The 14,308-nt window shown below is 73.6% G+C and carries 11 protein-coding genes; 8 read left to right on the forward strand and 3 right to left on the reverse strand.

The window, feature by feature from the left end:
- Nucleotides 1-170: 170 nt before the first annotated feature.
- The 6 genes from EOE66_RS17910 (at nucleotide 171) to EOE66_RS17935 (ending at nucleotide 9,010) form a co-directional block, all read left to right on the forward strand.
- Entirely contained in the window at nucleotides 171-1,433 is a 1,263-nt protein-coding gene (locus EOE66_RS17910; RefSeq protein WP_128230085.1) for an efflux RND transporter periplasmic adaptor subunit, read from the forward strand.
- Complete coding sequence (locus EOE66_RS17915) at nucleotides 1,430-2,116, forward strand: ABC transporter ATP-binding protein (protein WP_128230086.1); 687 nt, start codon at nucleotides 1,430-1,432, stop codon at nucleotides 2,114-2,116. The genes EOE66_RS17910 and EOE66_RS17915 overlap by 4 nt, the downstream gene beginning before the upstream one ends.
- A complete protein-coding gene (locus tag EOE66_RS17920; RefSeq protein WP_128230087.1) occupies nucleotides 2,113-4,587 on the forward strand; it encodes an FtsX-like permease family protein in 2,475 nt (824 codons plus the stop codon). Before EOE66_RS17915 ends, EOE66_RS17920 begins: the two co-directional genes overlap by 4 nt.
- Nucleotides 4,588-4,690: 103 nt before the next feature.
- Entirely contained in the window at nucleotides 4,691-5,644 is a 954-nt protein-coding gene (locus tag EOE66_RS22215) for a demethoxyubiquinone hydroxylase family protein (RefSeq protein WP_245479092.1), read from the forward strand.
- Nucleotides 5,645-5,690: 46 nt separating this feature from the next.
- Entirely contained in the window at nucleotides 5,691-6,503 is an 813-nt protein-coding gene (locus tag EOE66_RS17930; RefSeq protein WP_128230088.1) for a DUF429 domain-containing protein, read from the forward strand.
- The gene (locus EOE66_RS17935) at nucleotides 6,500-9,010 is read left to right on the forward strand and encodes a ligase-associated DNA damage response DEXH box helicase (RefSeq protein ID WP_128230089.1); all 2,511 of its coding nucleotides are present in this window, start codon (nucleotides 6,500-6,502) and stop codon (nucleotides 9,008-9,010) included. The genes EOE66_RS17930 and EOE66_RS17935 overlap by 4 nt, the downstream gene beginning before the upstream one ends.
- Before the next feature lie 4 nt (nucleotides 9,011-9,014).
- Here EOE66_RS17935 and EOE66_RS17940 read toward each other — a convergent pair whose 3' ends face one another.
- Nucleotides 9,015-9,926 (reverse strand): hypothetical protein, encoded by a 912-nt coding sequence (locus tag EOE66_RS17940; protein ID WP_128230090.1) that lies wholly within the window; start codon nucleotides 9,924-9,926, stop codon nucleotides 9,015-9,017.
- 263 nt (nucleotides 9,927-10,189) lie between these two features.
- Between EOE66_RS17940 and EOE66_RS17945 the strand changes: the two genes are divergently transcribed.
- A complete protein-coding gene (locus EOE66_RS17945) occupies nucleotides 10,190-11,290 on the forward strand; it encodes a DUF6265 family protein (protein WP_128230091.1) in 1,101 nt (366 codons plus the stop codon).
- Nucleotides 11,291-11,358: 68 nt separating this feature from the next.
- The gene (locus EOE66_RS17950; RefSeq protein ID WP_128230092.1) at nucleotides 11,359-11,865 is read left to right on the forward strand and encodes a thermonuclease family protein; all 507 of its coding nucleotides are present in this window, start codon (nucleotides 11,359-11,361) and stop codon (nucleotides 11,863-11,865) included.
- A gap of 4 nt (nucleotides 11,866-11,869) precedes the next feature.
- On the opposite strand, the gene EOE66_RS17955 is transcribed toward EOE66_RS17950, so the two are convergent.
- Together EOE66_RS17955 and EOE66_RS17960 are read right to left on the reverse strand one after the other, a co-directional pair.
- Nucleotides 11,870-12,688 carry a gamma-glutamyl-gamma-aminobutyrate hydrolase family protein gene (locus EOE66_RS17955; protein ID WP_245479093.1) on the reverse strand — a complete coding sequence of 273 codons (819 nt, stop codon included), beginning with the start codon at nucleotides 12,686-12,688 and terminating at the stop codon, nucleotides 11,870-11,872.
- A complete protein-coding gene (locus tag EOE66_RS17960; protein ID WP_164885158.1) occupies nucleotides 12,685-14,298 on the reverse strand; it encodes an ABC transporter substrate-binding protein in 1,614 nt (537 codons plus the stop codon). Before EOE66_RS17960 ends, EOE66_RS17955 begins: the two co-directional genes overlap by 4 nt.
- Nucleotides 14,299-14,308: the final 10 nt, after the last annotated feature.

Raw genomic sequence — 14,308 nt, forward strand, 5'->3', positions numbered from 1 at the left:
CAGGGCGGCAGACACGGCGGCGGGCACAGGCAGGCCCGCGAGTGTCGCAGCGCGGGGCGCGGTGCTGCGAGGGGGCCGTCCGGAAGCGGACACCCGCAGCCCGGTGGTGTGCGAAAGCGGACAAGCCCCTGCCCAAGCCCGGCCCGCGCCGCGATGCTGGCGGCCTGCCGATGAAACACGAGCCCAAGCCCCTGCTGCCCCCGCCCCCCAGCGGCGCGGCCATGGACCGCGCCCTGCCGCCGCGCCCGCGCTGGCGCCGTGCGTTGCCCTGGGCTGCGGCGGCGTGCTTGCTCACCGCGGCGCTCGGCCTGGCGGCCTGGCAGGCCTGGGGCCGTGCCCCCTTGGTGCCGCAAGCCCAGCTGGCCACCGTGCAGGCCGGCGAGTTCCGCGACGAGCTGCTGCTGCGCGCCCGCGCCGAGCCGCTGCGCTCGGTGACGCTGGACGCCGCCGAGAGCGGCCGCGTGGAAGCCGTGCTGGTGCAGGACGGCCAGCACCTCGCCGCCGGCACGCTGCTCTACCGCCTCTACAGCCCGGAGCACGAACAGCAGGCCCTGCAGCGCCGTGCCGAGGTGGCGCAGCAGACGGCCAACCTCTCGGCCGAGCGCAGCGCGCAGGCCGCCAGCCTGGCGCTGCACCGGCGCGAACGTGCGCAGATGCAGGCCGCGCTGCAGCAGGCCGAGGCCGAGGCCGCGCGCACCCAGCGCCTGGCCGAGGCTGGCTTCGTGGCCCCCGCGGCGCTGGAGCAGGCGCAGCGCCAGCAGGCCCTGGCCCAGCGCCTGCTGCAGCAGGCCGAACAAGACCACGCACTGGAGGCCCAGACCCGCGCCCAGGCCCTGGCCGAGTTGGGCCAGGCCGTGGCCGGCCTGCAGGCCGGCTTGCAGGGGCTGGCCACCGCACGCGAGCGCCTGGCCCCTCGCGCGACCATGGCCGGCCAGCTCAGCGGCTGGCAGCTGCAGGTGGGCATGCAGCTGCGCGCCGGCGAGCGCCTGGGCCGCATCGACGACCCCACGGGCGGTCTGCAGCTGGTGGCCGATGTCGACGAATTCCACCTGCCGCGCCTGCAGCCGGGCCTGGTGGCCACCAGCGCCCAGGGCAGCTTGACGCTGGCGCAGACCCTGCCCCAGGTGCGCGGCGGCCTCGTGCGCGTGCAGTTGCGCTGGCCCGAGGGCGGCACGCCGCCGGGCCTGCGCGCCGGCCAGGCCGTGGAGCTGGCGCTGCAACTCAGCGCCCCGATGCCCGCGCTGCTGCTGGCCGAAGGCCCCGGCGTGCGCGAACAGCTCTACGTGCGCCAGGGCCGCGAACTGCAGCGCCGCAGCGTGCGCCTGGGCCGGCGCGCCGCTGGCCGCGTGGAAGTGCTGGCCGGCCTGCAGGCCGGCGACGAAGTGCTCATCTCCAACCCCCCTACCGACAGCCCCCGGCTGCGACTGCCATGATCGAACTGCAAGCCTTGAGCAAACGCCACCGCAGCGGTGACGTCGAGACCACCGCGCTCGACGCCATCAACCTGCACATCGAAGCCGGCGAGTACCTCGCCATCACCGGCCCCAGCGGCTGCGGCAAGAGCACGCTGCTGGGCCTGCTGGGCCTGCTGGACGAACCCAGCAGCGGCCGCTACCTGCTGGAGGGCCAGGACGTGCAGGCCCTGGGCGCGCGCGAACGCGCGGCGCTGCGGCGCGGGCGCATCGGTTTCGTCTTCCAGAGCTTCAACCTGGTGGACGACCTCAGCGTGCGTGAGAACGTGCAGCTCGCGCTGCGCTACGGCCCGCTGCCCGAGAAGGCGCAGCGCGCGCGGGTGGAGGAGGTGCTGCAGCGCCTGGGCCTCGCCCACCGCGCCGGGCACCACCCCAGCCAGCTCAGCGGCGGGCAGCAGCAGCGCGTGGCGATTGCACGCGCCATCGCCGCGCGGCCGGCGCTGCTGCTGGCCGACGAGCCCACCGGCAACCTCGACAGCCACCACGGCCACGAGGTGATGCAGCTGCTGCGCGAGCTGAACCAGGAAGGCACGACCCTGGTGGTGGTGACGCACAGCGCCGAGCACGCCGCGCTGGCCTCGCGCACCGTGCGCCTGCTCGATGGGCGTGTGCTGGTGGACGCCGTGGCCGAGGTGGCGGCATGAAGCTGCTGCACGAAGCGCTGCGCAGCCTGCGCCGCCAGCCCGCGGCCAGCAGCGTGGCCATCGTCGGCCTGGCGCTGGCGCTCACGGCCGGGCTGCTGCTGGCCTTCATCGCGCTGACGCTGTCGGCGCTGGACCCGAGCATCCGCGAGCCCGAGCGCGTGGTGCTGCTCGATTTCAAGGGCAACGCGCCGCAGGCGCCGACGCCGTGGCTCACCGGCGGCCCGGTGGCCATCGGCACGCTGCTGCAGCAGCGCGCGGTGCCGCTGGAGCAGATCACGCGCGTGGCTTTCGATGGGCTGGACATCCAGCACCAGGGCCGCCTGCAGCCGGCCTACCTGATCATGGCCGACCCCACGGCGGTGCCGCTGCTGGGCCTGCGCGCGCTGGCCGGCGACCTGGGCGCGGCGCTGGTGCAGCGCGACGGCATCGCCATCAGCCAGGGCTTGTTGCAGACGCTGTGGCCGGGGGCCACGCCCGCGCAGGCCCTGGGCCGCACGCTGGTGGCGCAGAACCGCCGCTACACCGTGGCCGCGGTGCTGCCCAACACCGACCCGCGCACGCCTTTCTGGCCCGCCAGCCCCATGGTGGGCGACGCGATGGCGATGGTGGGCTGGGACACCCAAGGCAACCGCTGGACGCAGGAAGAGCGCGACGCGATCTTCATGGCCAACGGCCGCGTCTTCGCACGCCTGCAACCCGGCGCGCGCGCCGCTGACGTGGGTGGCTGGATGCGCGAAGCGGTGAAGGCCAGCCCCGGCTACGCAGCGCTGCCCGCCGAGTGGACCGCAGGCGGCCGCGAGCCCGCCTACTTCCGCGGTTTGCCGCTCACCGAGCTGCCCTACGCCGGGCCGAACGAGGAGTACTGGGGCCTCATCACCGCCCTGGCCGCGGCCTGCACGCTGCTGCTGGTGATGGCGGCCTTCAACCACATGAACCTGCAGGCCGCGGCGCTGCTGCAGCGCCAGCGCGAAACGGCGCTGCGCCGCAGCCTGGGCGCCGACGGCGGCGCGTTGCTGCGCCTGTGGGCGCTGGAGGGCCTGCTGCCGCTGCTGCTGGCCGCGGGGCTGGCGCTGCTGGCGGCGTGGATGCTGGCGCCGGTGGTGGGCCCGGCGCTGGGCTTCTCACCGCGCCAGCCGCTGGCCGACCCGGTGCCCTGGCAGGCCTTGGCGGGCCTGGGCGCCGTGGTGGCGCTGCTGTGGCCGCTGTGTTCGCTGCTGCCCGCCTGGCAGGCGCTGCACCGCCCGCCGGCGCCGGCCCTGCAGGGCCGCACCGCCAGCGAAGGGCCCTGGGGCCGGCGCACGCGCCAGGCGCTGCTGGGGCTGCAGCTGGGTGGTGCCCTGCTGCTCTTGTCGCTGGCCGGCGTGCTGGCGCTGCAGCAGCAGCACCTGCTGCAGGCCGAACGTGGGTTCCAGACCGAAGGCCGCTACTGGCTGGGCCTGATGGTCAACCCCGCCGAGCTGCCGCCGATGGAGGGCCTCGCGCGCGCCGTGGCCCAGCACCCGGCCATCTCGCACTGGGCCTGGAGCGACAGCCCCCCGGCCCAGGCCACACGCGGCCGGCTGGAGCTGCACACCGGCGCTGGCAACCAGCAGCAGGTGCTGCGGCTGAGCACGGTGTCCTCGGGCTTCTTCGGCACTTACGGCATGCGCGTGCTCGCTGGTGAAGTGAAGGTGCCGGCAGCAGCCCCGGCAGCGCCTGCCGCTGCGACTTCGGCACCCGCCGCGGGCGAAACCCGCATGGTCATCGACGCCAAGGCCGCGCGCGCCTTGGGCTTCGCCACGCCCCAGGCCGCGGTGGGCGCCGTGCTGCGCGGTGGCGGCGGCTTCATGCAGGCCGGCAACGAGCCGCGCCGCGTGGTGGCGGTGGTGGCCGACGTGAAGCTCGAATCGGCGCGCAGCGAAGCGCGGCCCCAGGGCTTCTTGCTGAACGAAGCGCCGCAGTGGGATCTGAACGTCCACGGCCCCGACCCCGTGGCGCTGCGGGCCGCGCTCGACGAGGTGTGGCGCCAGGCCGGCCCGCCCGTGCCGCACCAGGTGCGCAGCGCCACCTCGCAGCTGGCCGCGGTGTATGCGCAGGAAGCGCAGCTCACCGCGCTGCTGGGCCTGGTGGCGCTGCTGGCCGTGGCGGTGGCCCTGGCCGGCGCCTACGCGCTGGTGGCCGACACGCTGCGCCGCCGCCGCACCGAGCTGGTCTTGCGCCGCCTGCACGGCGCCGGCCCGGCCGCGATGGCGCGCGCCGTGCTGGCCGAATGCGCCTGGCCGGCCGGCATCGCGGCACTGGTAGCTTTGCCGCTGGCCGCCGCGGGCGGGGCGCTCTACCTCGATGGCTTTGAGGACCGCATCGATCTGGCCGCCGGCGTGGCCGTGCCGGTGGTGCTGGCGCTGCTGGCCACCACGCTCGTCACCGGGCTGGCCCTGGCGCGGCACCTGCGGCAGGCGCTGAAGCTGCAGCCCATCGAAGCCTTGCGCTGAAAGCGCGCCGGGCGGGGGCCGGCCCGGCCTTGTGCCAGCGCCCTGCAAGGCTTTGCGCGGCGGGGCCAGCGGCGTGGGGCGGGCTCGCGCAGACTTCGCCGCCGTGAGCTCCGCCGCCGACATCACCCCCACCGCCCCGGCTGCTGCCGAGGCCCCCTGCGTCTACTACGACGGCGCCTGCCCGCTGTGCTCACGGGAGATCGCCACCTACCAGCGCGCACAGGGCGGTGACCAGCTGCAGTGGGTGGACGCCGCCGTCTGCCCGGCCCCCGCGCTGGGCGCGGCGCTGCCGCGTGAAGACGCGCTGGCCCGCCTGCACGTGCGCCTGCCCGACGGCCGCCTGCTCAGCGGCGCGGCGGCGTTTGTCGCCATCTGGCAGCGGCTGCCGGCCTTCCGCGGCCTGGCTTTGCTGGCGCGCGTGCCGGGCGCGGTGTGGGCGATGGAAATGCTCTACCGCGGTTTCCTCGCCGTTCGCCCGCTGTGGCGCCCGCGGCCCTTGCCGGCCGCGTGGCTGGCCTTGCCCTTGGCCTTGCGCCGCGAACTGCGCACCGACCATGCCGGCGAAGCCGGCGCCGTCATGATCTACCGCGGCGTGCTGGCGCTGGCGCGTGACGCCGAAGTTCGCGCCTTCGCCCAGCACCACCTGCAGACCGAGCAGCAACATTTGGCGCTCATCGAGGCCGTGGTGCCGCGTTCGCAACGCAGCCGCCTGCTGCCGCTGTGGCTGGCGGCCGGTTGGGTGACGGGCGCGCTGCCGGCGCTCTTCGGCCCGCGCGCCGTCTACGCCACCATCGAGGCGGTGGAAACCTTTGTCGACACGCACTATGCCGACCAGGTGGCGATGATCGATGCACTGCCGGCCTCCGAAACCCAGCCGGGCGCGAGCCTGCCCGCGCTGCGCCAGCTGCTGGAAACCTGCCGCCTCGACGAGGTGGCCCACCGCGACGATGCCAGGGCGCGCCGCGGCGCCGCGCCGGCCGGCGTGGCGGCACGCCTGTGGGCTGCGGTGGTTGGCAGCGGCTCGGCCGCCGCCGTGCGGGTGAGCCGCCACCTGTGAGCCCGCCAGGGCCGGCGTGGCCCGACGGTGCCGACACAATCCGCCGATGCAACTGATCGGCGTCGATTTCAGCAGCGCGCCCACGCGCCGCAAGCCCATCACCGTGGCCCGCGGCCAGCTCGTGGGCGCGGTGCTGCGCCTGAACGCGCTGGACGAACTGCCGACCATGGCGGGCTTCGAGGCCCTGCTGGCCGAAGCCGGCCCCTGGTGCGGCGGTTTCGATTTCCCCTTCGGCCTGCCACGCGCCTTCGTCGACGCGCAAGGCCTGGGCAACACCACGGCCGAGGTCATCACCGAACTGCAGCGCCGCTGCCCCACGCGCATGGACTTCCGCGCGTTGGTGGACGCCTGGGGTAACACCCGCCCCGCCGGCCAGCGCCTGCTGCACCGCGTGTGCGACGGCGCCATGCCCGGCATCAGCAGCAGCAGCCCGCTGCAGACGCGGTATGTGCCCGTGGGCTTCATGTACTACGAGGGCCTCTCGCGTTTGGTCCGTGCCGGCGTGAGCCTGCCGCGCCAGCACGAAGGCGATGCGCAGCGTGTGGCGCTGGAGGCCTACCCCGGACTGCTGGCCTTCGAGCTGGTCGGCCGCCGCTCCTACAAGAACAGCGAAGAGGCCGACCGGCTCATCGCCCGCAAGGACATCGTCGAGGCGCTGGAGCAAGGCCGCACCCGCCTGGGCCTGCGCCTGAAGCTCACGCACGCGCAGCGCGACGCCTTGGTGGACGACGCCAGCGGCGACCGGCTCGACGCCGCGCTGTGCCTGGCGCAGGCCGCCTGGGCGCTGCAGCAGCCGGGTTACGGCCTGCCGGCGCAGCTGGACGCGGTGGAAGGCTGGATCGCCACCGCGCCCACATGAACGCGCCGGCCGAGGCCTGGTTCGCCGCGCGCGGCTGGCAGCCCTTCGCCTTCCAGCGCGAGGTGTGGGCCGCCATGGCCGCCGGCCGCAGCGGCCTGCTGCACGCCACCACCGGCAGTGGCAAGACCTACGCGGTGTGGATGGGTGCGCTGCAGCGCGCGCGTCCGGTGAAAGCCTCGCCCGGGCTGCAGGTGCTGTGGATCACGCCGATGCGTGCACTCGCCGCCGACACCGCACGCGCCTTGCAGCAACCCTTGCCCGAGATGGCCCCGGCCTGGGCCGTGGGCACGCGCAGCGGCGACACGCCGAGTGCCGAACGCGCACGCCAAGACCGCCGCCTGCCGCAGGCCCTGGTGACCACGCCCGAATCGTTGAGCCTGATGCTGACGCGCGAACGGGCCTTCGAAGAGCTGGGCGGCGTGCACACCGTGGTGGTGGACGAGTGGCACGAGCTCATCGCCAACAAACGCGGCGTGCAGGTGCAGCTGGCGCTGGCGCGGCTGAAACGTTGGAACCCGGCGCTGGTGGTGTGGGGCCTGTCGGCAACGCTGGGCAATGTCGACGAAGCCATGGCCACGCTGTGCGGCGAAGGCGGCCAGCGCGTGCAGGGCCGCGTCGACAAGGCCTTGCGCATCGACACCCTGCTGCCGCAGGACCCCGGCCGCTTCAGCTGGGGCGGGCACCTGGGCGCGCAGATGCTGCAGCCGGTGGTGGACGAGATCGAGCGGAGCAGCACCGCGCTGGTCTTCACCAACACGCGCAGCCAGGCCGAGATCTGGTACCAGCTGCTGCTGCAGGCGCGGCCCGACTGGGCCGGCATCGTGGCGCTGCACCATGGCAGCCTCGACAAGGAAGTGCGTGCCTGGGTCGAAGCAGGGCTCAAGGCCGGGCAGTTGAAGGCCGTGGTGGCCACCTCCAGCCTGGACCTGGGCGTCGACTTCCTGCCCGTGGAGCGTGTGCTGCAGATCGGCAGCGCCAAGGGCGTGGCGCGGCTGCTGCAGCGCGCCGGCCGCAGCGGCCACGCGCCGGGCCGCGAGAGCCGCGTGACGCTGGTGCCCACCAACACGCTGGAGCTGGTGGAAGCCGCTGCCGCGCGCGCCGCCGCGCAGGCCGGCCAGGTGGAAGCGCGCACGGGCCTGGACAAGCCGCTGGACGTGCTGGTGCAGCACCTGGTGACGGTGGCCCTGGGCGGCGACGTTGACACCCAAGGCGCGCCGACCACCGGCTACACCGCCGACGAGCTGTTCGACGAGGTGCGCAGCACGCACGCCTACCGCACGCTGAGCCGCGAAGAATTCGACTGGGCCCTGGCCTTCGTCGAACGCGGCGGCGAGAGCCTGACGGCCTACCCCGAGTACCACCGCGTGCAGCTCGTGGACGGCCGCTGGCGCGTGCCCGACCGCGGCATCGCGCGCCGCCACCGGCTGCAGGTGGGCACCATCGTCAGCGATGCGGCGATGGCGGTGAAGTGGATGAGCGGCGGCACGATAGGCAGCATCGAAGAAGGTTTCATCGCGCGCCTGAACAAGGGCGACCACTTCGTCTTCGCCGGCCGCGTGCTGGAGTACGTGCGCACGCAGGACATGGCCGCCTACGTGCGTGCCGGCAGCAAGAAGAAGGGCGTGGTGCCTGCGTGGGCCGGCGGCAAGATGCCGCTGAGCAGCGAACTGGCCGCCGCCGTGCAGGGCCTGCTGGACCACACCGCAGTGGCGCTGCAAGGCGCGGCCCCGGCCCCGCCATTCACCGACCCCGAACTCGAAGCCGCGCGGCCCATGCTGCAGGCCCAGGCGCAGATGTCGCGCCTGCCCGAGCGTGGCGCGCTGCTGCTGGAGCAACTGCACTCGCGCGAAGGCCATCACCTGTTCTTCTACCCCTTCGCGGGGCGCAACGTGCACATCGGCCTGGCGCAGCTGCTGGCCTGGCGGCTGGCGAAACACGCGCCCAACACCTTCTCGCTCAGCGTCAACGACTACGGCCTGGAGATCCTGGCCGCGCAGCCCGTGGACGAAGCCGCGCTCGACCCGGCCGCGCTCTTCAGCGGTGCCGACTTGCTGGCCGACGTGCTGGCCAGCCTGAACTCGGGCGAACTTGCACAGCGGCGTTTCCGCGAGATCGCGCGCGTGGCCGGGCTCGTCTTCGGCGGCTTCCCGGGCGCGCCCAAGAGCCTGCGCCAGCTGCAGGCCAGCAGCAGCCTGTTCTTCGAGGTCTTCCGCAAGTACGACGCCGGCAACCGCCTGCTGGGCCAGGCCGAGCGCGAGGTGCTCTCGCAAGAGCTGGAGGTGGGCCGCCTGCAGGCCACGCTGCAGCGCCTGGCCGCGCTGCCGCTGCAGCGCGTGGTGCTGCAGGCGCCCAGCCCCTTTGCGCTGCCGCTGCTGGTGGAGCGGCTGCGCGAGCAGCTCAGCACCGAGAAGCTGAAGGACCGGCTGGATCGGCTGCTGGCGGCGTCCGAGGCCGTGCTCGCACCACCGCCGGTGCGGCGGCGGCGTGCGCTGCGCCCCAAGGCATGAACCGTCAGCGAGGGGTCCGCGGGGGCAGCAGGCGCTGCACCAGCGCCTCCAGGGCCTGCCAGCGCGCCTGCCGTTCGGAGGGGCTCAGGGTGTCACCGCCGTAGACGAAGGAGGGCGTCGCTGCGCCGTGCAGGATGTGCCGGGCCGGCATCTGCTGCAGATCGTCCACGCACAGGCGCCCCAGCGCGCAATGGAACATCTCCAGCGCCGCAGGGATGCAATAGCCGCCGCGCCGGCAGGCCTCGATCTGCAGGGCGAGCTGGAACATCGCGGCGTCCGACATCGTGTCGCTGCCCAGGCGCAGGCGGCTCAGGTCCAGATCGGGCAGCTTTTCGGCCAGGATCTCGCGAACGGCCTCGGGCAGCACCATCGGCGGTCCCGGCGGCAGGCCCAACGCAGCCAGGTCCCTGGGCCGCCAGATGTCGGCGGTGGCGCTCAGCAGTTCGGCGGAACCCGTGGCCCGCAGCGCCGCCAGCAAGGCCTGGTGTTGGGCCTCGTCGGCGGGCTTGCGATGGCTCAAGGCCGCCAGCAAAGGGCCTGCCAGCGTGCCCCAGCCGGCATCGTCGCGCAGGGCCAGGGTCGAGGGCTGGCGGTCCATCTGCCCCTCGCAGGCCTGCTGCACGGTGGCCAGGTGTTCGCGGCGTGCGGCGTCCATCGGCACGGTCGGGGGCGGCACGCTGGTCAAGCCGGTGCCGATGCCCGCCGTGGCGGTGAAGCAGCGCCGGTAAGCCAGATGTGCAGCCGCGACGTCCAGCAGATGGCCGCTCACGGCGGCGCGCTGCACCACCACGCGCAGCGGGTCCTGCCGCACGCGCAGCAGCGCCTGTTGCCAGGCGTCAGTGGCAGCGCTGGCGGGTGCCGTGGCCGGTGCCGGCGCGGCCGGCCTCGCGCTTTGGGGCGGCGGGGCGGTTGTCACGGTGGGTGCTGCCGTGGCCGCTGGGGCAGGGGCTGCCAGCCGGGCCGGCGTTGGCGGCTCGGGATCTGCGGGCCCCATCAGCCAGAGTCCCAGGCCCAGCAGCACCAACAGCAGGCCCGCGATGGCCCGGCGCCACCGCCTTGGGCGGCCTGGGCGGCGTGGGGGCGGGCGCAGGGGAGAGGTCGGCAAGGTGGTGGACATCGGCGTGGCTGCGCTGCCGAGGCTAGCGCAGCCCGGCACAGGGGCCCGCTACGATGAGGGCCATGCCCCGTGCCGACCTGTCTGCCAACCGCCGCGCCACCTTCATCCGGGGGCTGTGGCTCTGTGCGCCCCTGGCCCTGCTGGCGCACGCGGGGGCGCAAGCCCAGAACGGCGCCCCGGCGCTGGTGGGCCCGCCCGTTTCCTTGATCTCATCGGCCACCGCGCCCAGCGTCGAACGCCTGGCCTGGCTTTCCGGCTGCTGGCGCAGCGAAGGCGGCGAAGCGGGCTCGGGCGAGCAGTGGCTGCCGCTGGCGGGGCAGACGCTGCTGGGCGCCAGCCGCACCGTGCGCGGCGGGGTCACGGTGGGCTACGAGTTCATGCAGATCCGCCAGCAGCCCGACGGCAGCGTCGTCTTCGCGGCCCTGCCCAACGGCCGCAACGAGACGCTCTTCACGCTGCTGCCCGGCGCACCGCTGGAGGCGGTGTTCGAGAACGCGGGCAACGATTTCCCGCAGCGCGTGATCTACCGCCTGGAAGAAGGCGGCCGGCTGCGCGCGCGCATCGAGGGCCGGCGCGGCGGGGCGCCCGCCGGCATCGATTTCCCGATGCAGCGCACGCCCTGCGAGGCGCTGCCGCCGCGGCCCGGGGCCTTCCAGGGGCTGCCCTGGGGCGCCACCGAGCTGCAGATGGCGCAGCGTTTCGGTGCCGCGCTGAAGCTGGCCGAGTGCCCGCCGCTGCCCAAGGGCACGCCGCCGGCCGTGGGCCCGGCGCGCGAGGCCTGCGACCACCCGACATTGGCGCCCTACGACGTGGCCGGCGTGCCCTTCCGCCTGCACCTGCATGTGGACGCCGCGCAGCGCCAGCTGGTGCGCGTGGCGCTGGCTTGGGCCGGCGAGGCCGCGCAGGCCACCGCCAGCGACACCGGCTGGAGCGACAAGCACCGCCGCCTGCGCCAGCTGCTGGTGCAGCGCTACGGCAACCCCGAGACCACGCACGTCGACACCGACGGCGGCCTGCACAGCGCGGTGGCGCGCTGGCGCGTGGGCGACACGCTGATCGAGCTGAAATCGTCCTACCAGGCGCGCAGCGACAAGAGCCCGGCGCGTGAACAGGTGGGCATCGTCTACCAGCCCGTGCATGCGGGTGAGGCGGGCCGCCTGTGAAACGGGCCGCGTCTGCCGATAAGGCGATGCCGTCGAACTTCGATCATCCCCAGCCAGGAAGCCGTTCCATGCCCCCGACCCGCCTGACCGCCCTCCTGCTGGCCTGGCTGCTGGCCGCCGGCAGCCCCGATGCCGGCGCCGCCAAGCCGGCCGCCCCGGCCCCGCTGCAGGGCGCCGTGACGCAGGTCATCGACGGTGACACCGTGCGCTTCAGCGTGCCCGGCCAGCCCGCCATCGACCTGCGCCTGGCCAGCATCGACGCCCCCGAGCTCTGCCAGCCCTGGGGCCCCGAGGCGCGCAAGGCGCTCATCGAACTGGCACTCAACAAGCCGGCCACCCTGCGCACCACGGGGCGCGATGGCGCACGCACCGTGGGCGTGCTCACGGTGGATGGCCTGAACATCAGCCAGCGCCTGGTGGAAGACGGGCACGCCTGGAGCGTGCGCGGTCGCAACGGCCGCGGGCCCTTCGTGAAGCACGAGCGCATGGCGCAATCGCTCACGCGCGGGCTGCATGCCGGCGGCGGGGCCGTCTACCCGGCCGACTTCAGGCGCGACCGCGGGCCCTGCCGCTAGCCTGTCAGCGCTTCACCGCCCGCGCCGCCGCCAGAAAATCCTGCAGCAGCGGCCGGTCGTCCAGCGTGTGCGGGTGGGCCGGGTCGTGGAACTCGGGGTGCCACTGCACACCGGCCACGAAGCTGGGGCCCTGCCAGCGCACGGCTTCGATGACGCCGTCTTCCGGGCAGCGTGCTTCCACCACGAAGCCCGGTGCGACGTCCTTGATGGCCTGGTGGTGGATGCTGTTGGTGGTGGCGCGCGCCACGCCCGGGAACAGGCTCGCCAGCCGCGTGCCGGGCACGAAATCCACGGCGTGGTGGTGGTGCTCGTAGCGGCCCAGCACGCGGTGCACGTGGGCCTGCGGGTGCTGGTGCTCGATGTCCTGCATCAGCGTGCCACCGAAATGCACGTTCAGCAGCTGCAGGCCTCGGCAGATGCCCAGCACGGGCTTGCCGGCGTCGACGAAGGCCTGGATGAGGTCGCGCTCGTAGCGGTCGCGCACGGGGTCGCCGCGCCAGTCTTCGTGCAGCGGGGCCTCGCCATAGCTTTCGGGCGCCACGTCGTTACCGCCTTGCAGCACCAGGCCGTCCAGCGCGGCGGCGTAGTCGTTCAGGTGCAGTTCGCTGCGCTGCACGAGGCTTTGCGCGTCCACCGCCGGCACCATCACCGCGCAGGCGCCGCCGGCCAGCAGCCAGTGCGCCATGCTCTGTTCGAGGTAGTGGACGGTCTTGCTCCACACGCCGCCGGCCGGCATGCCGGGGCTGCCCGGGTAGTGGATGCGGGCCGAGACGCCGATGAGCAGCGGCGCCGTGCGTTCCGGTGCTTCGGTGAGCGCGCTCACTTCGCCCCCGCCGTGCCCACGCGCGCCCAGCGTAGCTCCACCGCGTCGCTGGGCCACTGCACTAGGCTGACGTTGCGCGCCATGGCCCAGGTGAGCGTGCGGCGGTACAGCGGGATCAGCGGCAGGTCGTCGGCGGCCAGGCGCAAGGCCGTGGTGACCATCGCGCGGCGGCGCGTGAGGTCGGGCTCCACGCGCAGGTCGTCGATGAGCTTGTCGAGCTGCGGGTTGCTGTAGCGGCCGGCGTTGAAGGTGCCCTGGCCTTCGCGGCTGTAGCTGCGCATCAGGCCGTTGAGCGAGTTCCAGGCATCCGGCAGCGGTGTCCAACCCACCTCGAAGAAGGGCGTGTTGCCCGCCGTCAGCTTGGGGAAGAACTGCGTGCTGGGCGCGCTGCGCAGCTGCGTGCGGATGCCCACCTGCGTGAGCATGGCAGCCACGGCCTGGCAGACGTTTTCGCGCCAGGCCACGTTCACGCAGTCCAAAGGCACGCTGAAGCCGTTGGGGTAGCCGGCCTCGCCCAGCAGCTGGCGTGCGCGCGCCGGGTCGTAACGCAGGCGCTTGTCGAGATCGGCCGGGCTGCCGTCCACCAGGGTCGAGAGGAAGGCCCCCGTGGGTTGGGCCTGGCCGCGCAGCACCTTGTCGACGATCAGCGGCACGTTGATGGCGTGGTAGACGGCCTGGCGCACGCGCAGGTCCTTGAAGGGGTTGCGGCCCTTCACGTCGCTGCCTTCCAGCTCGGGGCGGCTCTGGTCGAAGCCGAGGTACTGCTGGCCGATGTCGGCCGTCTGCTTCAGCGTGATGCGCGGGTCGGCCTGCAGGCGGCGGATGTCCTGGTAGGGCGGGTCGAGCACCACGTCCACCTCGCCCGAGGCCAGGGCCGCCAGGCGCGTGGCGTCGCTCTTGATGACGACGAAGCTGACCTGCTGCACGTTGCCGCTGCGCTTGTCGGCCCAGCCCCACCAGCCCGCGTGGCGGCGCAGCACGGTGCGCACGTCGGGCTCGTAGCGTTCCAGCTTGTAGGGGCCCGTGCCGTTGGCGTTGCGCACGGCGTGGGTCTCCTGCTTGGCGTTGAAGTCCTGCGCGCGCTGCAGGCCGTGCCTGTCGGCCCAGGCCTTGCTCATCATGCCGACGAAGCTGAGCTTCTCCGGCAGCACCGCATCGGGCGTCTGCAGTTGCACGTCGACGGTCAGCGCATCGACCTTCTTCACCGCCGCGATGCCGCTCAGCTGGAAAGCGCGCTGCGAAGGCGGCGTGGTGGCGCGCTGCAACGAGAATACGACGTCATCGGCGCTGAAGGGCGAGCCGTCGTGGAAAGTGACGTTGGGGCGCAGCTTGAAGCGCCAGGTGGTCGGTGCCGTCATTTGCCACGACAAGGCCAGCGCCGGTTCGAGCTTGTACTTCTCGTCGCGGTTGACCAGGCCTTCGTAGATCTGCGTGCTGACGCGCGAGTGGTAAAGCAGCGCGATGGCGTGCGGGTCCATGGTCTGCGCGTCGAAGGCGCTGGCCACGCGCAGTTGCGGGCCGGCTGGCGAGGCCGCCTGGGCGGCCGAGTTCTGTGCGGCAGTGCACAGCAGCAGGCCAAAGACGAAGCAGGGCAGGGCGCTCAGGCGCATGGTTTTCGGG

Source organism: Rubrivivax rivuli (genome assembly GCF_004016505.1).
In the GTDB taxonomy this organism is placed as follows: domain Bacteria; phylum Pseudomonadota; class Gammaproteobacteria; order Burkholderiales; family Burkholderiaceae_C; genus Rubrivivax; species Rubrivivax rivuli.

What these genes read in the sequence shown, in the direction of transcription:
- EOE66_RS17915 (WP_128230086.1), top strand. Translation starts at nt 1,430, where the DNA reads ATGATCGAACTGCAAGCCTTGAGCAAACGCCACCGCAGCGGTGACGTC.
- EOE66_RS17950 (WP_128230092.1), top strand. Translation starts at nt 11,359, where the DNA reads ATGCCCCCGACCCGCCTGACCGCCCTCCTGCTGGCCTGGCTGCTGGCC.
- EOE66_RS17960 (WP_164885158.1), bottom strand. Translation starts at nt 14,298, where the DNA reads ATGCGCCTGAGCGCCCTGCCCTGCTTCGTCTTTGGCCTGCTGCTGTGC.
- EOE66_RS17945 (WP_128230091.1), top strand. Translation starts at nt 10,190, where the DNA reads ATGCCCCGTGCCGACCTGTCTGCCAACCGCCGCGCCACCTTCATCCGG.
- EOE66_RS17910 (WP_128230085.1), top strand. Translation starts at nt 171, where the DNA reads ATGAAACACGAGCCCAAGCCCCTGCTGCCCCCGCCCCCCAGCGGCGCG.
- EOE66_RS17930 (WP_128230088.1), top strand. Translation starts at nt 5,691, where the DNA reads ATGCAACTGATCGGCGTCGATTTCAGCAGCGCGCCCACGCGCCGCAAG.
- EOE66_RS17935 (WP_128230089.1), top strand. Translation starts at nt 6,500, where the DNA reads ATGAACGCGCCGGCCGAGGCCTGGTTCGCCGCGCGCGGCTGGCAGCCC.
- EOE66_RS17920 (WP_128230087.1), top strand. Translation starts at nt 2,113, where the DNA reads ATGAAGCTGCTGCACGAAGCGCTGCGCAGCCTGCGCCGCCAGCCCGCG.